The sequence below is a fragment of the Micromonospora sediminimaris genome, assembly GCF_016863575.1.
In the GTDB taxonomy this organism is placed as follows: domain Bacteria; phylum Actinomycetota; class Actinomycetes; order Mycobacteriales; family Micromonosporaceae; genus Micromonospora; species Micromonospora sediminimaris.
Map to the genome: position 1 here is coordinate 334037 of NZ_BOPD01000007.1, position 17211 is coordinate 351247.

Genomic DNA, 17211 nt, shown 5'->3' on the forward strand with positions numbered 1-17211 from the left:
GGTGACCGCCGAGGCGACCGGGGTCCGGCTGGAATGCGACGGGCCGGTTGCCACGGTCACCCTGTGCCGGCCCGACGTGCTCAACGCGCAGACCGCGGCGATGTGGCGCGCGATGAGCGACTTCTCCCGGGAGCTTCCCGGTGACGTGCGGGTGGTCGTGGTACGCGGCGAGGGGCGTGCCTTCTCCGCCGGTATCGACCTGGCCGTCGCCGGTGCCTCCGGGCCCGGCTCCTTCGCCGAGCTGACCACCCTGTCGGAGCAGGAGTGCGCCGACAAGATCGCTGAGTACCAGGGCGGATTCACCTGGCTGCACCGCCCGGACGTGATCTCGATCGCCGCCGTCCAGGGGCACGCCATCGGCGCCGGTTTCCAACTCGCCCTCGCCTGCGACCTGCGGGTGCTTGCCGAGAACGCGACGTTCTCCATGGCCGAGGTGACGTTGGGCCTGGTCCCTGACCTGGCCGGCACCAAGCGCCTGGTCGAGTTGGTCGGTTACGCCCGGGCGTTGGAGATCTGCACCACCGGGCGGCGGATGGACGCGGCCGAGGCCGACCGGATCGGGCTGGCCACCCTGGTCGTGCCGGCCGCGGAGCTTGACGACGCGGTGCGCGACCTGACCGCCGGGCTGCTCACTCACAACCGGGACGCCGTCGTCGAGATCAAGGCGCTGCTCGCCGGTGCCGCTGGGCGTACCCACGCCGAGCAGCAGCGCGCCGAGCGGGAGGCGCAGACGCGACGGCTGCGGGATCTCGCCGGCCGGGGCGAATAGTAAGGACCGTTCGGGAAGATCCGGGTTACTCGCGTGGTTGTCGTAGTCATCGGGAGAATTGACCCGACGGTGTACGACGTCCTGATCCGGAGGTGAGCGTGTCCAACCACATGGCCGCTGGTGGCATGGGCGGTTGGAGCATGCTCCGGTCGATGCGCAGCCAGGACGACATCGCCGCGCACCGGCTGAAGCGCGGTGTCGCCCGCCGGATCGTCGCCTTCGCCCACCCCTACCGGCGCGACATCGTCGTATTCCTGCTCACCGTGATCGTCGCCGCGGTGATCGGGGTGGCGACCCCGCTGCTGGCCGGCGACGTGATCGACGCGATCACCCGGGGTGGCGCCGAGGCAGGGGCGCTGGTGATCCGGCTGGCCCTGTTCATCGCCGCGCTCGCGGTCGCCGACGCTCTCCTGTCGCTGGCCCAACGGTGGTATTCGGCCCGCATCGGCGAGGGCATCATCCTCGACCTGCGTACCCGCGTCTACGACCATGTGCAGCGGATGCCGTTGCAGTTCTTCACCCGGACCCAGACCGGTGCCCTGGTCAGTCGGCTCAACAACGACGTGATGGGTGCCCAGCGGGCCTTCACCTCGACGCTGTCGGGCGTGGTCAGCAACGTGATCCAGCTGGTCCTCACCGCCGCGGTGATGCTCACCCTCTCCTGGCAGATCACGGCGCTGTCGCTGGTGCTGCTTCCGGTGTTCATCATCCCGGCGCGTCGGGTGGGCCGGCGGCTGGCCGAGATCACCCGTGAGTCGTACGACCTCGACGCCAAGATGAACGCGACGATGACCGAGCGGTTCGGGGTCGCCGGGGCGTTGCTGGTGAAGCTCTTCGGCCGACCCGACGCGGAGGCGGCCCGCTTCGCCGCCCGCGCCGAGCGGGTCCGCGACATCGGCATCACCTCCGCGATGTACTCGCGTACCTTCTTCGTGGCCATGCTGCTGGTGGCCTCGCTGGCCCAGGCCCTGACCTACGGCCTGGGCGGCTGGCTCGCGGTCAGCGGCCAGGTAAGCGCCGGCACCGTGGTGACCCTCGCGCTGCTGCTCACCCGCCTCTACGGCCCGCTCACCGCGCTGAGCAACGTCCGGGTGGATGTGATGAGCGCGCTGGTCTCGTTCGACCGGGTCTTCGAGGTGCTGGACCTGCAACCGGGCATCAAGGAGCGACCCGACGCGGTGCGGATTCCCGAGGGCGCGGGGACTGTCGAGTTCCGCGACGTACGGTTCCGCTACCCGAGCGCCGCCGAGATCTCCCTCGCGTCGCTGGAGGAGGTCGCCGCGCTGGATCGTACGGTCAACGAACCGGTGCTCAAGGGCGTCTCGTTCAGCGTCGATCCGGGGCAGATGGTGGCCCTGGTCGGGCCCTCCGGCGCCGGCAAGTCCACGCTGTCCATGCTGATCTCCCGCATCTACGACGTGACCGACGGGCAGGTGCTGGTCGGCGGAGTCGACGTCCGGGACGCCCGGCTCGACTCGCTGCGCGACGAGATCGGGGTGGTCACCCAGGATTCGCACCTGTTCCACGAGACCATCGCGGAAAATCTGCGCTATGCGAAGCCGGACGCCACCGACGACGAGCTGTGGGCGGCGTTGGCCGGGGCGCAGGTCGCCGACCTGGTCAGGTCCCTGCCGGACGGGCTTGAGACGACCGTCGGTGAGCGTGGATACCGCTTCTCCGGTGGCGAGAAGCAGCGCATCGCCATCGCCCGGCTGCTGCTCAAGGCACCGTCGATCGTGATTCTCGACGAGGCGACCGCGCACCTGGATTCGGAGAGCGAGGCGGCGGTGCAGCGGGCGCTGTCGGTGGCGTTGACCGGGCGTACCGCCCTGGTGATCGCCCACCGGCTCTCCACCGTCCGGGACGCCGACCAGATCCTGGTCCTCGACGACGGCCGCATCGTGGAGCGGGGCCGCCACGACGAGCTGGTCGCGGTCGGCGGCCTCTACGCCGAGCTGTACCGCACCCAGTTCGCGGTGGCCGACTCACCCACGCCGTACGCCGACGCCACCGGCCCGGAGCCGGTGGTCATCCCCAGCCGGGAGTACATCGCCGACGAGGCCATGCCGCCCGCCGCCGCCAACTGAGGCTGCTGGTCCATTCGCCGCTCACCCGAGGGCGGCCGAGTGGAGTTCGGCGAAGGCGGCACCGAGGGTCTGCGGTGTGTAGTGGGCGTTCAGCCCGCTGGGGTTGGGCAGCACCCACAGCCGGGCATCGGCCAACTGCTCCGGTTGCGGCCCGAACCCCGCCTTCGGTCGGGCAAAGCCGATCCGGTACGCCGTCACGCCGACCACCGCGACCCAGCGCGGCCGGTACCGACCCACCTTGTCGGTGAGCTGCCGTGCGCCGTCGACCAGTTCGCCGGCGGTCAGCTCGTCGGCGCGGGCGCTGGCCCGGGCCACCATGTTGGTGATCCCGAGCCCGAGGGCCGGCAGTTCGTCCTGCTCGCTGGGGTGCAGCAGCCGGGGAGTGAATCCACCCCGGTGCAGCGCCGGCCAGAACCGGTTGCCGGGGCGGGCGAAGTGCCACCCGGTCGCGGCCGACCAGAGCCCCGGGTTGATCCCGACGAAGAGCACGTCCAGCCCGACGCCGATGATGTCCGGGATGGTCTTGTCGGCCGCGGCGGCCAGCTCCTCCCGGCTCGGGCGTGGGTACGGGCGTGGCTGCGGCTCCTCTCGCCCCGGCCGGGACTGGGGGGTCGACCTGCCGTGCGTGGCCCGCCGGTCGCGGCGGGACGGCTGTCCGGCGGTCACAGGCCGCGCAGCGCGCCACCGTCGACCGGAACGGTGACGCCGGTGAGGTAGCTGGCCGCGGGGGAGAGCACGAAGGCGGCAACCCGACCGAATTCTGCGGGGTCACCGATGCGGCGGAGCGGGATGGCGGCCTCCACCTCGGTCCGGGCCCGTTCCGGGTCGCCGGAGGCAGCGAAGAGTTCCCGGTTGCGGTCGGTCAGGATCCGTCCCGGCAGCAGCCCGACCACCCGTACGCCCCGGGGGCCGTACTCGTCGGCGACATCCTTGGCAACACCGGCCAGACCCGGCCGCAGGCCGTTGGAGATGCCCAGCCCGGGTACCGGGCCGCGCGCCGAAGTGGAGAGCACCAGCGCGATGGCGCCACCGTCGGGCATCGCGGCGGCGACCGTTCGTACGGTGCGGACGCTACCGAGGAAGACAGTCTCGAAGGCCTGCCGCCACTGCTCGTCGTCGACCGACGCGGCACTGCCGGCGGGCGGTCCGCCGACGGAGACCAGGGCACCGTCGATGCGGCCGAAGTGGTGCTGTGCGGTGGTCAGCAGCCGCTCGGGGGTCGTCGGGTCCGCCAGGTCGGCGGTGACGCCGACGGCCCGGTCGGGGCCGCCGAGACTGGCCACGGCGGCCTCCACCGCGTCGGCGTGCCGGGCGGAGAGCACCACCCGGGCACCGTCGGCCACCAGGCACTGCGCGGTGGCGTAACCAAGCCCACGGGAGGCCCCGGTGAGCACGTACACCCGATCGGTCAGTCCGAGATCCATGCCGACGATCCTGCCCCAGCCCGCTGGGCCGGAAACAGCCCCGGTCCCGTGTCGTGGGTCAGGTTCAGGGGCGGGCCGGGCGCAGCAGGCGTACCCGGCCGGCGACCTGAAGGGCGAGCACGGCGCCGACCCGGCCGAGGGCGGGTGAGCGGCGGCGACGCGGTGCCCTTTGCCCGTCGTAGCGGAACTGCGCCTCGCGGACGGCCAGTTCCTCGGCGCCGAGTGCCGGCAGGGCGGTGCGGGCGTGCAGTGCACGGGCCAGGTCCCAGCCGTCGCGCAACCCGCCGCCGGTGGGTCGGTCGGCCGCCCATTCGACGAACACCGTCGGCCAGGTGGGGCCGAGCCCGGCGGCGAGCAGCGGCCAGTGTCGGGCGACCTCGCCGGCCCGCTTGCGCAGCAACGCGGCACGGGCGGCGGCCAACGGGCCGGGCGCGAAGCCGGGCGGCGGCGGAGCGCCGGCCACCAGGGCCGCGACCAGTTCCGCCTGCCGCGAGGCGAGCGATCCGACCGGCCTTCCGGCCGGGCCGGCGGGCCCCGCCCCGGCCGGCGTCACGTCACCTCCGGAAAGCCGCAGGCGGCGGCGACGGCGTCCAGCTCGGTGCGCAGCTCGGCCGCGGGTGGGTAGTGCCCGTCGCGTTCCAGCAGGGCCGCCGGTGGGCGGTGCCGGGCGCACAACTCGGCGAGCAGCTCCAACACCTCCCGCCCGATCGGATCGGTGTGCGTGTCGTGGTAGAAGCCGCCACCCTCGGCACCGCCCGCGACGTGCAGGTACGCCACCCGTTCCAGCGGCAGCCGGTCCAGCAGCGCTAGCGGGTCGGTGCCGCGGTTGCGGGCGTTGGCATACACGTTGGCGACGTCGAGCAGCAGCAGTGCTCCGGTGCGGTCCAGGATCTCGTTGAGAAACGCCGCCTCGTCGAGTTCGTCGTCCGGCCAGTCGAACAGGGCGGCGATCGGTTCCAGCGCGATCGGCACCGGCAGGTCCGCCTGGGCACGGGTGATGTTGGCGCAGATCGCGTCGACCGCTTCGTGGGTGCGGGGCAGGGGTAGCAGGTGGCCGGCCTCCAGGCCGCCGGCCCGGACGAAGGCGATGTGCTCACTGACCAGCGGCGCCGCCAGCTGCTGCGCGACGGCCGCCAGGTGGGCGACCCGGGTCGGATCGACCGGTTCCGCGCCGCCGAGGGAGAGTCGCACGCCGTGCGGTACCACGGTGACGCCGCGGTCCCGCAGCTCGATCAGGTCGTCCGGTGGTGGTCCGGCGGTCGGTACCGACTCGGCGATCACCTCGACGAAGCGCAGGCCGGGCAGCTCGGCGACGAACCCGGCAATTTCCGGGCGCCAGCCGATCCCCACGCCATGCGGGGTGTTCATCCGCCGCACCCGCCGCCGCAGCCCCCGCCGCCGCAACTGCCGCCACCGCAGCCGCCGCCGCCCGCGGCACCGCCGCCGCCACACCCGCCGGTGGACGTCGCGCCGCCGGCCACGGCTTGGCGTTGGATCTCGGCCTGCTGGGCGAAGGTCGGATCTAGTGCCCAGAGTGACGCGGTGCCGTAGAGGGCCACCGCCATGGCGGCTCCCGCCGCTCCATAGGTGGCGTACGCCGGGTTCGCGGTGGGCGCGAGGTGCCGGTTGCGCTGGCGCAGTGTCCGCAGGGCGGCCTCGGCTGCCCGGGTTCGGCGGGGCACCCGGACGAGCAGCACAGCGGTCAGTACGCCGAGCGCGACGACGGTGAGCACCAGATACCAGACCGGGCGGTCGTTGGCGATCCCGGCGACGATTCGGGTGACACCGAGCACCAGGAGCGCGACCAGCAGCAGCGGACCGTGCCGCAGCGCGGCCCGCCGGTCCGGACCGATCGCGAGACCGCGCTGGTCGAGGCCGTCACGCAGCTCGGTGAGGGCCCGCTCGACCCACTCGGTGCGCCGTAGCTCCCGGGCCAGGGTGCGCTGCGTCGCGGCGTAGTGGATGGCCCGGTCGAGTGGGGTGGCGGCGGGCGGCAGCGGACCGTCGGCGGTCAGCCGGCGGTCCGGGTCCACGCCGATCGCGCCCTGGCTGCGCAACGCGCCGAGCGAGGTCCAGACGGCGAAGTCATCGCCGCCGTTGAGGTAGGCGACCTGCTGCGGGTTCAGCTGGTCGGCGGGGGGCGCGGCACGCCCGCCCAGCAGCGCCCGGCGGCGGATCAGCACGACGGTGACGGCGGTCACCGCAGCCACCAGGTAGAGCGTGATGAAGGTGGGACCGGGAACTCCCCAGGTGTCGTAATCGACCGCGAAACCCGTCATGGCCTGCTCCTGTCACGCGAGGGAACGCGGCTTCATTGTGGAGCGGCGATGCCAGCATCCGGCTGCCCGTACGGTCGAGTTATCTTCTCGTTACCTGACGGGTTCAGCGTCGGCGCACCGCTTCCTCGACCAGATCGAGCACCGCGCCCAGGTCACCGGCGGGCCGACCCATGGCCAGGTGCAGCACCAGCCCGTCGTAGGCGAGTTCGAGGAACCGGGCCAGCACGTCGATGGGGATGTCCTCGCGGAGTACGCCGGCCTCCCGTTGACGGGCCAGCCGGTCCCGGGTCGCCTCGGCGATGGCGGCCGACCGCTGTGCCCAGCGGGTGGCGAAGGTCGGGTCGGTACGCAGTCGTCGCGACACCTCCAGTTGGCTGCCCAGCCAACCTGTGGTGTCCGGGGAGACCGCCCGGGCGAGCAGGTCACGCATGACCTGGACCAGTCCGTTGCGGGCGACCGTCTCCACCATCGTGGCCGCGTCGTCCTCGGCGACGGCGAGGAAGAGGGAGTCCTTGTCCCGGAAGTGGTGGAAGATGGCGCCACGGGAGAGGCCGGTGGCCTCCTCCAGGCGTCGCACGGTCGCGCCCTCATAGCCGTGCCGGGCGAAGCAGGCTCGCGCGGCGGCGAGGATTTCCTGGCGGCGGGCGTCGAGCTGATCCTGGCTTACTCTGGGCACGTGTCGATCGTGTCAGCTCCCCTCGACTGACGCAAACCGTACGTACGGCTTGGTTCCTGGTGGTCGGCCGCCCGCGACGGCTGTTCCGGACCGACACCACCGCGTAACCTTCCGCCCTGTCGGCGAGGTACCCGATTCCCGTAAGGTGCCCGAGTGCCGCTGCTCCTGCTGGACCTGGACAACACCCTGCTCGATCGGGCCGGGCCGTTCCGCACCTGGGCAGAGCGCTTCCTCGACGGCATCGGAGCGCCGCCGCACGACATCGAGTGGCTGCTGTCAATCGACGCCGACGGATTGACAGACCGCTGGGACGTGGCGGACGCGATCCGGGACCGCTATCGGTTGCGGATCCCCTCCATCGACCTGGTGGAGGAGCTGCACGACGGGGTGGTCGAGTTCACCCGGCTGGACCCGCTGGTGGCGTGCGCCCTGCGGATCGCCGACGACGCCGGCTGGATGCCGGTCGTGGTGACCAACGGCGCGGTTCGGCAACAGGACACCAAGATCCGCCGCACCGGGTTGGACCGGTACGTCGCCGACTGGGTGATCTCCGAAGAGGCGGGGGTCAGCAAGCCCAACCCCCGCATCTTCGCGCTCGCCGCGCAGCGGGCCAGAATGCCGCTGCGCGGTGCCTGGGTGGTCGGCGACGGCCCGGAGGCGGACATCGGCGGAGCCACCGCCGTCGGCCTGCCCAGCATCTGGCTGCACCGGGGGCGTCCCTGGACCGACGCCCGGTTCGCGCCCACGGCGACGGTGGACACCGTGATCGCCGCCATCGCCGAGATCATGGGCGCCTGAGTCGCGCTAATTGGGTTGACCCGACCGGTGCCGCCGACAAGCATGGTCCGCGCATCGTGCACTCCGGGCGTGCGCCCGGTCGAGGAGAGGGGGTCGGTCATGGCCGTCTTCGCAGGTCACTTCCTGCCTCCCCACACCTCGACCAAGGGATTACCAGCGTCATGCGTGATCACGACTTTCCGGCGCCCGAGCGCCGAACCCGCGGCCGACGCCGCTTCGACGACGACGAACCGCACTTCCTGAAGCGCGGCCGGCCGACCGGCCCCGCTCCCACCGACCCCGAAGAGCCCGACCCGGGGACCGGCGAAACGTGGTCCTCCTGGGACGACGCGCTGCACGGCCCGCAGCCCCACCCGCACTGGCTGGTCACCGAACTGGCGGCGAAGGACACCGAGCTCGGTGTGCTCAAGACCGGCAAGGAGGCCGACGTTCACCTGGTGCGCCGAGGTCTACCCGGCACCGACCGGTCCTGCCTGCTGGCGGCGAAACGATACCGGGATCCTCGGCACCGGCTGTTTCACCGGGACGCGGGATACCTCGAAGGGCGCCGGGTGCGCCGCTCACGTGAGATGCGGGCAATGACCGGCCGGACCGCGTTCGGCCGGCAGATGATCGCCGGACAGTGGGCGGCGGCGGAGTTCGCCGCCCTGAGCCGGCTCTGGGAGATCGGCCAGCGCTACGGCACCATCACCGTGCCGTACCCGGTGCAGTTGCGGGGCACCGAGCTGATGCTGGAGTTCCTCGGCGACGCCGAGGAGGGACGCGCCGCACCCCGGCTGGCCGAGTTGCGCCCAGCACCGGCCGAACTACGTGCTCTGTGGGGGCAACTGGTCGACGCGCTTGTCGTCCTGGCCCGAGCCGGGTACGCGCACGGCGACCTGTCGCCGTACAACCTGCTGGTGCACGCGGGGCGACTGGCGCTGATCGACCTGCCGCAGGTGGTCGACGTGGTGGTGAACCCGCAGGGGCGGGAGTTCCTGGCCCGCGATGTTCGGATCGTCGCCGCCTGGTTCGTCGCCCGGGGACTGCCGGCGGACCTCGTGGACCCGACGGTGCTCACCGAACTGCTGTGCCGCGAGGCAGGTCTGGCCTGACCGACCGGGCTCCGGGTGGTGGCCACCGCCACCCGGAGCCCGTCGCGGGGCGTGGGAGCGGAATTCACTGCAGATAGCGTTCGACCTCGGACGTCGGGCGTGCGCCCTGGGCCTCAGGATCGCCATGGGCCTGCCGAGCTGCACGGCGGCGGCGCAGCAGATCCCAGCACTGGTCGAGGGACTCCTCCAGCTCCCGCAGGCGGGTGCGTGCCTCATCGTCGGTGCCAGTCTCGTGGGCCTGCGCCTGTGCGCGCAGCCGGTGCTCCTCGTCAACCAGATCCGAGATCCGGCTCAGGATGGTCTTGTCGTCCATGTCCCTGAGCCTGGCACAGCGGGGCCGACCACGGCTCGCATTCCCGTCGGCGAATCGCACAGACCGGCCGATGTGCCCCCGGCGGCCAGCCGCCGCCGCTCATCGGGCGGGCGACGGTGCGGGCGGCCCGGCGGCCGGCGCTCTGGTCGCCGGACCGTGCACCTGCGGCGGGTGACCCGGGTCGACCAGCGCATGATCACCAGCGCTTGAGTTGCTGCGGTGACGTTGTTAGGTTGCGCCGGGGCCGGTGTGCTGTGTGGCTCGCTCCTGACTGACCGGTCAACTAGCTCACGGCCAGGGACGGTGTGATGGGTTCCCGCAGTACGAAGCTGCGTGCCAAGGTGGTGGCCCTGCTGGCCGCGCTGGTGGCGCTCTGGAGCTTCGCCGCCTGGGTAACCGTCCGCGATGGAGTGAACCTGTTCGGTGTGCAGGCGCTCGACGCGCAGGTGTTCGATCCCACCGAGCCGCTGCTGCTGCAGTTGCAGTTGGAACGGCGCACCTCGCTTGTCTATCTCGGACGCCCGCAGGAGGCGCAGCTTGACGAGCTGACCCGGCTGCGTGCCCGTACCGACCAACTGGCCGCCGAGTTCGTCGAGTCGACCGACGACTGGCAGGTCGGCGTGTTCGGCAGCGACGCGCTGCACGACCGTATCGCGGAGCTGAAACGGCAACTGGCCGCGCTGCCCGACACGCGTACTGCCGTCGACGGGCGCAACATCGGCCGCAGCGACGCCGGTGCGACGTTCACCGAGCTGATCGAATCGATCTACCAGGTGTACGACGAACTCGGCAATCTCGACGACGACCAGGTCGCCGAGGACACCGCACAACTGATCCGGCTCGACCGTGCCCGGGAGCTGTTGTCCCAGGAGGACGCCATGCTGGCCGGCGTGCTCGCCGCAGGCCGGATCACCTCGGTCGAGCGGGCCGAGTTCACCCGGGTCGTCGGTGCCCGTCAGTTCGTCGCCGAGCAGGCGGTCGTCCGGCTGCCCGAAGCCGATCAGCACCGCTACGAGCAGATGGTCACCGGGGCGAGCTTCCGGCGACTGGCCGACCTGGAGTCCCAGGTGATGAACGGCAACGGCACCCACCGACTGCCGTTCTCGACCTCGGACTGGTCCGACACCACCGCTCCGGCGCTCATCGAGATCGGTGACGTGGTGCTGGCCGGTGGTGACGACATCGTCAAGCGGGCCACGCCGGTCGCGATCGGTGTCATCGTCCGGCTGGTCCTCGTCGCGGGTCTCGGCCTGCTCGCGGTCATCGCCTCGGTGGTCGTCTCGATCACCACGGCACGGGCGCTGGCACAGCAGCTGCAACGACTGCGCGATGCGGCGTTCCGACTCGCCAACGAACGGTTGCCGAGCGTGGCGGAGCGGCTCGGGCGCGGTGAGCAGGTGGACGTCGCCAGGGAGATGCCAGCGCTGCGCTTCGATGACGACGAGTTCGGCCAGGTGGGTCGAGCCTTCAACGTGGTGCAGGAGGGCGCCGTCCGCACCGCGGTCGAGCAGGCCCAGCTGCGTGGGTCCGCACGCGAGGTGTCCCTGAGCCTGGCCCGGCGTACCCAGGCCCTGGTGCACCGCCAGCTCACCCTGCTCGACGCGATGGAGCGTCGCGAGCAGGACGCCGAGGAGTTGGCAGACCTGTTCCGCGTCGACCACCTGGCCACCCGGGTACGACGTGCCGCGGAGAACCTCATCGTGCTCTCCGGCGCGACCCCCGCCCGGGCGTGGCGCCGCAGCGTCCCGATGGTGGACGTGGTCCGGGGTGCGGTCGGTGAGGTCGAGGACTACACCCGCGTCACCCTGCTCTCGATCGGCGGTGTGTCGCTGGCCGGGCGGGCCGTCGGTGACGTCATCCACCTGCTCGCCGAACTGATCGAGAACGGACTCTCGTTCTCTCCGCCACACACCAACGTGGAGGTGCGCGGAGAACTGGTCGCCAACGGCTTCGCCATCGAGATCGAGGACCGCGGTCTGGGCATGACCGAGGACGACCTCGCCGCCGCCAACCATCGCATCGTGGACCGTTCCGAGCGGAACCTCGCCGACGCGTCCCGGCTGGGCCTCTACCTGGTGAGCCGGCTGACCGACCGGCACGGCGTGCAGGTCCGGCTCAAGGAGTCGGCGTACGGCGGGACGACCGCCGTGGTGTTGATCCCGACTGATCTGATCGTCGACGAGGCTGAGCCGAGCATGGCGGAGGGACGACCTGCGGACGCCGCGGCCCAGGCCACCGGCGACGGTGGCGTGATCGGGACCGGCCGGGAGGCACCGGCGGAGATCGGGCACTCCAGCGGTGACGGTGCCGATGGTTCCGGGCTGCCGAGCAGTTCTCGGCCCCGTGCCGGGCACTCCGTTGCCTGGGACGGACCGACGATTCCGATCGGACTGCCGGTCACGTCAGCGTCCAACAACGGTCCGCAGTGGCCGCCGCGCCGGACAAGTGATCCCGGCACCGGAAGCGGTGCGGGCCCCGCCGCCGGTCAACCGGCCGACCCGGTGACCCCGGGTGGCCCCATGCCCGCCGAGGTCGAGCCGACCCGCACCGAGTCGGGCCTGCCGGTCCGGGTACGCCAGGCGAGCCTGGCCCCGGCGTTGCGGGCCGAGCCCGGGACGGTGCAAGCGGACGAGGACGTGGTCCGCGAGCCCGAACAGGTGCGGCGCATGATGAGTTCGTACCAGACCGGCACCCGGCGCGGACGTTCCGATGCCGCACGGCTGCTCGGTGCTGGCGGTCGGTCCGGGCCCGACGATGAGCCCGAGGACGCCGATCAACAGGCGACCTGACCGAGGTGCGCTGCCCGGCGAGCCGGGGAGAACGGTCAGGCCCAAGTGAGCACGGCGATGAGCCGGGGGAGAAGAGGACGACGAAGTGGCGCAGAAGACGGCTTCGAGTGCCGACCTGACGTGGTTGCTGGATGATCTGGTTGGCCGGGTCAAGCAGGCCGAACACGCGGTCGCGCTGTCCGCCGACGGTCTGCTGATGGCCTCCTCGCAGGGGCTCAGCCGCGACGACGGTGAGCACCTGGCGGCGATGGCGGCCGGCATCCAGAGCCTGGCTCGCGGCGCCGGCAAGCGTTTCGGCGGCGGGCAGGTGCAGCAGACGATCATCGAGATGCAGTCTTCGTTCCTGTTCGTCACAGCCGCCGGGCGTAACGCCTGCCTGGCGGTGCTGGCCAGTGAGGACGCCGACGTCGGGTTGATCGCGTACGAGATGGCCATGTTGATCACCCGGGTCGGCAGGTACGTCGCCTCGCCGTCACGGCCAGCCGAGCAGGCCAACGGGGAACAGCAGCCCGGATGACGGTGGAGGGAACGCGGTGACCGGCGGCCGGGCCCGCCCGGTCACCGGCCCGCCGGCTTGGGCCCGCTGCACCTGGCGATCGTCGGCACACAGCATCTTCGAGGCGGTTATCAATGGACTACGGGCACGCTGAGCGGCCGTCGGACGCGGCGGCTCTGCCCACAGCGATCAAGATTCTGATCGCCGGCGGGTTCGGGGTGGGTAAGACCACGTTGGTCGGCGCGGTCAGCGAGACGCGTCCGCTGCGGACCGAGGAGGTGCTTACCGAATCGGGCGTGGGCATCGACGACCTGGAAGGCGTCGAGACGAAGCGGACCACCACCGTCGCGATGGACTTCGGTCGGATCACCATCAGCGACGACCTGGTGCTGTACCTCTTCGGCACCCCGGGCCAGGACCGGTTCTGGTTCGTCTGGGACGAGTTGGCACTCGGCGCGATCGGCGCGGTGGTGCTCGCCGACACCCGTCGGCTGGCCGACTGCTTCCCCTCCCTCGACTACTTCGAGGGTCGGGGGACCCCTTTCCTCGTCGCGGTCAACTGCTTCGAGGGCGCCCGCCAGTACCGGCTCGACGAGGTGCAGGCGGCGCTGAACCTCGATCCCGAGGTGCCGGTGCTGCTCTGCGACGCCCGGCAGCGGGAGTCGGTGAAGGAGGTGCTCATCATGCTGGTGGAGCACGCCATGAAGACTCGGGAGGCACGTCGCGCCGACTGACGGGACACCAGACGACATGAGGGCTCCCACCCTTCCGGGTGAGAGCCCTCATGGCATCGCGGTCAGTTGGCGATCATGCGCCGCAGCACGTACTGCAGGATGCCGCCGTGCCGGTAGTAGTCCGCCTCACCCGGGGTGTCGATCCGCACCACCGCGTCGAACTCCACGCCGCTGTCGGTGGTGACCTTCACCGTACGCGGAGTGTCGCCGTCGTTGAGCGCGGTCACTCCGGCGATGGTGAACGTCTCGGTGCCGGTCAGCCCCAGCGACTCGGCGTTCTCCCCGGCGGGGAACTGCAACGGCAGCACGCCCATCCCGATCAGGTTGGAGCGGTGGATCCGCTCGTACGACTCGGCGATGACCGCCTGCACCCCGAGCAGCATGGTGCCCTTGGCCGCCCAGTCCCGCGACGAGCCGGAACCGTACTCCTTGCCGGCCAGGATGACCAGTGGCACGCCCGCCTCCTGGTAGGCCATTGAGGCGTCGTAGATCGAGGTCTGCTCCCCGGTCAGGTGGTTGACCGTGAAGCCGCCCTCCACCCCGGGGACGAGCTGGTTGCGCAGCCGGATGTTGGCGAAGGTGCCCCGGATCATCACCTCGTGGTTGCCCCGGCGGGAGCCGTAGGAGTTGAACTCGTGGCGCGGCACGCCGTGTTCGGCGAGGTACTGCCCGGCGGGCGAGTCGGCCTTGATGGATCCGGCCGGCGAGATGTGGTCGGTGGTCACCGAGTCGCCGAGCTTGGCCAGCACCCGAGCCGGACCGATGTCGGAAACAGGCGCCGGCAGGCGCCCCATGCCCTCGAAGTACGGGGGCTTGCGGACGTAGGTGGAGTCGCCGTCCCAGGCGAAGGTGTCTCCGGTCGGGGTCGGCAGGGACTGCCAGCGCTCGTCACCGGCGAAGACGTCGGCGTACGCGGAGCTGAAGCCGGTGGCGCCGATCGCGGAGGCGATGACGTCCTGGATCTCGGCGGTGCTCGGCCAGATGTCGCGCAGGAAGACCGGGTTGCCCTCGCTGTCCTCGCCGAGCGGCTCGTTGGCCAGGTCGATGTCCATCGTGCCGGCCAGGGCGTACGCCACCACCAGCGGCGGGGAGGCCAGGTAGTTCATCTTCACGTCCGGGTTGATCCGGCCCTCGAAGTTCCGGTTGCCGGAGAGCACCGAGACGACCGCGAGGTCTGCCTCGTTCACCGCCGCGGAGATCTCCTCCGGCAGCGGGCCGGAGTTGCCGATGCAGGTGGTGCAGCCGTAGCCGACCAGGTGGAAGCCGAGCTTCTCCAGGTACGGCGTCAGACCAGCCCGTTCGTAGTAGTCCATGACGACCTTGGAGCCGGGCGCGAGGGTGGTCTTCACCCACGGCTTGCGGTTCAGGCCCTTGTCCACGGCGTTACGGGCGAGCAGCGCCGCACCGATCATCACCTGCGGGTTGGAGGTGTTGGTGCAGGAGGTGATCGCGGCGATCACCACGGCGCCGTGGTCCAGCTCGAACTCGGTGCCGTCGGCGCCGGTGACCCGGATCGGGTTGCTGGCCCGTCCACCGGAGCCAACCGCGGAGTTGACCAGCTCACGGGGCGCGTCGGCCGGGTCGTCGATTCCGTTGGCCGGGGAGTCGCTGGCCGGGAACGACTCGGCGCTGGCCTCGTCGGCGTGGCCGGTCACGCCGTACGGCTGCTCCTGCTGCGGGACGCCCGGCTTGCGGCCCGGGTCGCCGCCGGTCTCGTCGGCGGACACGTAGTCGGTGAGCGCCGAGCGGAACAGGGTCTTGGCGTTGCCGAGCGGCACCCGGTCCTGCGGGCGCTTCGGCCCGGCGAGAGAGGGCTCGATGGTGCCCAGGTCGAGTTCCAACTGCTCGGAGTAGACCGGCTCGTGGTCCGGGTCGTGCCAGAGGCCCTGCTCCTTGGCGTACGCCTCGACCAGGGCGACCTGCTGCGGGTCGCGTCCGGTCAGCTCCAGGTAGCGGACGGTCTCGGCGTCGATCGGGAAGATCGCGACGGTGGAGCCGTACTCCGGGGACATGTTGCCGATGGTGGCCCGGTTGGCCAGCGGCACCGCGCTCACGCCGGGGCCGTAGAACTCGACGAACTTGCCGACCACGCCGTGCTTGCGCAGCATCTCGGTGATGGTCAGCACCAGGTCGGTGGCGGTGGTGCCGGCCGGCATCTCGCCGGAGAGCTTGAAGCCGACGACCCGTGGGATCAGCATGCTCACCGGCTGGCCGAGCATGGCGGCCTCGGCCTCGATGCCGCCGACGCCCCAGCCCAGCACGCCCAGACCGTTGACCATGGTGGTGTGCGAGTCGGTGCCGACGACCGTGTCCGGGTACGCCTGGCCGCCGCGCTCCATCACCGTACGGGCCAGGTACTCGATGTTGACCTGGTGCACGATGCCGGTGCCGGGCGGGACCACCTTGAACTCGTTGAACGCGCTCTGGCCCCAGCGCAGGAACTGGTAGCGCTCCTTGTTGCGGGTGTACTCCAGCTCGACGTTGCGCTCGAAGGCGTCCTCGCGGCCGAACAGGTCGGCGATGACCGAGTGGTCGATGACCAGCTCGGCGGGGGCGAGGGGGTTCACCTTGGTCGGGTCGCCGCCGAGGTCGCGGACGGCCTCACGCATGGTCGCCAGATCGACCACGCAGGGTACGCCGGTGAAGTCCTGCATCAGCACCCGTGCCGGGGTGAACTGGATCTCGACGTTCGGGTCTGCGGTCGGGTCCCACGCACCGAGCTGGCGGATGTGCTCGGCGGTGATGTTCGCGCCGTCCTCGGTCCGCAGCAGGTTCTCCAGCAGGATCTTCAGGCTGTAGGGGAGCCGTTCCTGGCCCTCCACCTTGCTGATCTTGAAAATCTCGTAGCTCGCGTCTCCGACGCGTAGCTGGGTCTTCGCACCGAAGGTGTCGAGGCTCGCCACGTCGTACTCCTTCACACCAGCGACCGTGAGTAGTCCTGAGCAGTCTTTCGCACCGGCCGGAGTGCTGCCGTGGTTAGGCAACACTTACCGCCGATTCTCGCCATCAACAAAACCGTACGTCCGTCTTGCTATTCATGCAACCCGGTGACATCGTCTGGACGGGAGGTGCACACATGATCCATCACGTACAGCTGGCCTGCCCGCCCGGCTCGGAGGGCCTTTCGCGGGCCTTCTACGTCGGCATCCTCGGCCTCACCGAGCTGACCAAACCGCCCGCCCTCGCGGCCCGCGGTGGTTGCTGGTTCCAGGGGTACGGTGCCGAACTGCACCTCGGTGTGGAGGACGACTTCCGCCCGGCACGCAAGGCGCACCCCGCCCTGCTGCGGCCCGATCTCGACGCCCTCGCCGCCCGGCTGCGCGCCGCGGGCCATCCGGTCACCTGGGGCGACGAAGATCTGCCCGGCCTGCGACGCTTCCACACCCACGACGTCCACGGCAACCGCCTGGAGTTTCTGGCCCCCACCGTCTGAACGGGGCCCCGCCGCCATAACCCTCACCGGCCAACCGCCCGCGCCCGTCCGTCGCCGTGCCGCCCGCAGTGCCGCCGGTTTCCTCAGGTCAGGGACTATCGGTGGACCCCGTGCCGCCGTGCCGTGCCGTGCCGCTGCGCCGCGCCGCCGTGCCGCCCGCCGCCGTGGCCCTCGCCGCCTGCTGGGGGCAGCGATGCCGCCTGCAACATCGGGGATGTTGCTGCCTCGCCGTGGCTTGACACAGCAGTATCCCCGATGTTGCTGCATCCTCCGGGCGGTCCGGCGTGGGTGGGTGGGGTTGGGGTGGGTTGGGGGTGGG

At 71.2% G+C, this 17211-nt stretch carries 16 protein-coding genes; 8 read left to right on the plus strand and 8 right to left on the minus strand.

The window, feature by feature from the left end; genetic code table 11:
• Position 1: 1 nt before the first annotated feature.
• Positions 2-769 (plus strand): enoyl-CoA hydratase/isomerase family protein, encoded by a 768-nt coding sequence (locus Vse01_RS05450; RefSeq protein ID WP_093401429.1) that lies wholly within the window; start codon positions 2-4, stop codon positions 767-769.
• Positions 770-879: 110 nt separating this feature from the next.
• Complete coding sequence (locus tag Vse01_RS05455) at positions 880-2856, plus strand: ABC transporter ATP-binding protein (protein ID WP_093401607.1); 1977 nt, start codon at positions 880-882, stop codon at positions 2854-2856.
• Positions 2857-2877: 21 nt separating this feature from the next.
• On the opposite strand, the gene mug is transcribed toward Vse01_RS05455, so the two are convergent.
• The 6 genes from mug to Vse01_RS05485 form a co-directional block, all read right to left on the minus strand.
• Positions 2878-3522 carry a G/U mismatch-specific DNA glycosylase gene (gene mug / locus Vse01_RS05460; RefSeq protein WP_093401428.1) on the minus strand — a complete coding sequence of 215 codons (645 nt, stop codon included), beginning with the start codon at positions 3520-3522 and terminating at the stop codon, positions 2878-2880.
• On the minus strand, positions 3519-4280 hold the full coding sequence (locus Vse01_RS05465) for an SDR family oxidoreductase (protein ID WP_093401427.1): 762 nt from the start codon (positions 4278-4280) through the stop codon (positions 3519-3521). Before Vse01_RS05465 ends, mug begins: the two co-directional genes overlap by 4 nt.
• A gap of 64 nt (positions 4281-4344) precedes the next feature.
• A complete protein-coding gene (locus tag Vse01_RS05470) occupies positions 4345-4833 on the minus strand; it encodes an SCO6045 C-terminal-like domain-containing protein (RefSeq protein ID WP_093401426.1) in 489 nt (162 codons plus the stop codon).
• Entirely contained in the window at positions 4830-5648 is an 819-nt protein-coding gene (locus Vse01_RS05475) for an MbnB/TglH/ChrH family RiPP precursor modification enzyme (protein ID WP_093401606.1), read from the minus strand. Before Vse01_RS05475 ends, Vse01_RS05470 begins: the two co-directional genes overlap by 4 nt.
• Positions 5645-6559 (minus strand): TIGR04222 domain-containing membrane protein, encoded by a 915-nt coding sequence (locus Vse01_RS05480; RefSeq protein ID WP_093401425.1) that lies wholly within the window; start codon positions 6557-6559, stop codon positions 5645-5647. The genes Vse01_RS05475 and Vse01_RS05480 overlap by 4 nt, the downstream gene beginning before the upstream one ends.
• A 103-nt stretch (positions 6560-6662) precedes the next feature.
• Positions 6663-7235 (minus strand): TetR/AcrR family transcriptional regulator, encoded by a 573-nt coding sequence (locus Vse01_RS05485; protein WP_093401424.1) that lies wholly within the window; start codon positions 7233-7235, stop codon positions 6663-6665.
• Positions 7236-7388: 153 nt separating this feature from the next.
• Between Vse01_RS05485 and Vse01_RS05490 the strand changes: the two genes are divergently transcribed.
• Positions 7389-8033, plus strand: coding sequence for an HAD family hydrolase (locus tag Vse01_RS05490; protein ID WP_093401423.1), 645 nt, complete (start codon positions 7389-7391; stop codon positions 8031-8033).
• 161 nt (positions 8034-8194) lie between these two features.
• On the plus strand, positions 8195-9127 hold the full coding sequence (locus tag Vse01_RS05495) for a serine protein kinase RIO (RefSeq protein WP_093401422.1): 933 nt from the start codon (positions 8195-8197) through the stop codon (positions 9125-9127).
• Positions 9128-9191: 64 nt separating this feature from the next.
• On the opposite strand, the gene Vse01_RS05500 is transcribed toward Vse01_RS05495, so the two are convergent.
• Positions 9192-9440, minus strand: coding sequence for a DUF2630 family protein (locus Vse01_RS05500; protein WP_093401421.1), 249 nt, complete (start codon positions 9438-9440; stop codon positions 9192-9194).
• Positions 9441-9748: 308 nt separating this feature from the next.
• On the opposite strand from Vse01_RS05500, the gene Vse01_RS05505 reads away from it, so the two are divergent.
• From Vse01_RS05505 to Vse01_RS05515, 3 genes are all read left to right on the plus strand, one after another.
• Positions 9749-12229 (plus strand): sensor histidine kinase, encoded by a 2481-nt coding sequence (locus Vse01_RS05505; protein ID WP_093401420.1) that lies wholly within the window; start codon positions 9749-9751, stop codon positions 12227-12229.
• A gap of 85 nt (positions 12230-12314) precedes the next feature.
• On the plus strand, positions 12315-12746 hold the full coding sequence (locus Vse01_RS05510) for a roadblock/LC7 domain-containing protein (RefSeq protein ID WP_093401419.1): 432 nt from the start codon (positions 12315-12317) through the stop codon (positions 12744-12746).
• Between the two features lie 113 nt (positions 12747-12859).
• On the plus strand, positions 12860-13459 hold the full coding sequence (locus tag Vse01_RS05515; protein WP_093401418.1) for a GTP-binding protein: 600 nt from the start codon (positions 12860-12862) through the stop codon (positions 13457-13459).
• A gap of 62 nt (positions 13460-13521) precedes the next feature.
• On the opposite strand, the gene Vse01_RS05520 is transcribed toward Vse01_RS05515, so the two are convergent.
• Positions 13522-16377 (minus strand): aconitate hydratase, encoded by a 2856-nt coding sequence (locus Vse01_RS05520; RefSeq protein WP_093401417.1) that lies wholly within the window; start codon positions 16375-16377, stop codon positions 13522-13524.
• Positions 16378-16535: 158 nt separating this feature from the next.
• On the opposite strand from Vse01_RS05520, the gene Vse01_RS05525 reads away from it, so the two are divergent.
• Positions 16536-16892, plus strand: a complete 357-nt coding sequence (locus tag Vse01_RS05525) for a VOC family protein (protein WP_093401416.1) — start codon at positions 16536-16538, stop codon at positions 16890-16892.
• The last annotated feature ends 319 nt before the right edge of the window (positions 16893-17211 follow it).

Coding starts and splice junctions, on each gene's coding strand:
- Vse01_RS05480 (WP_093401425.1), bottom strand. CDS start 6,559: ATGACGGGTTTCGCGGTCGATTACGACACCTGGGGAGTTCCCGGTCCC.
- Vse01_RS05525 (WP_093401416.1), top strand. CDS start 16,536: ATGATCCATCACGTACAGCTGGCCTGCCCGCCCGGCTCGGAGGGCCTT.
- Vse01_RS05500 (WP_093401421.1), bottom strand. CDS start 9,440: ATGGACGACAAGACCATCCTGAGCCGGATCTCGGATCTGGTTGACGAG.
- Vse01_RS05515 (WP_093401418.1), top strand. CDS start 12,860: ATGGACTACGGGCACGCTGAGCGGCCGTCGGACGCGGCGGCTCTGCCC.
- Vse01_RS05465 (WP_093401427.1), bottom strand. CDS start 4,280: ATGGATCTCGGACTGACCGATCGGGTGTACGTGCTCACCGGGGCCTCC.
- Vse01_RS05495 (WP_093401422.1), top strand. CDS start 8,195: ATGCGTGATCACGACTTTCCGGCGCCCGAGCGCCGAACCCGCGGCCGA.
- Vse01_RS05475 (WP_093401606.1), bottom strand. CDS start 5,648: ATGAACACCCCGCATGGCGTGGGGATCGGCTGGCGCCCGGAAATTGCC.
- Vse01_RS05505 (WP_093401420.1), top strand. CDS start 9,749: ATGGGTTCCCGCAGTACGAAGCTGCGTGCCAAGGTGGTGGCCCTGCTG.
- Vse01_RS05455 (WP_093401607.1), top strand. CDS start 880: ATGGCCGCTGGTGGCATGGGCGGTTGGAGCATGCTCCGGTCGATGCGC.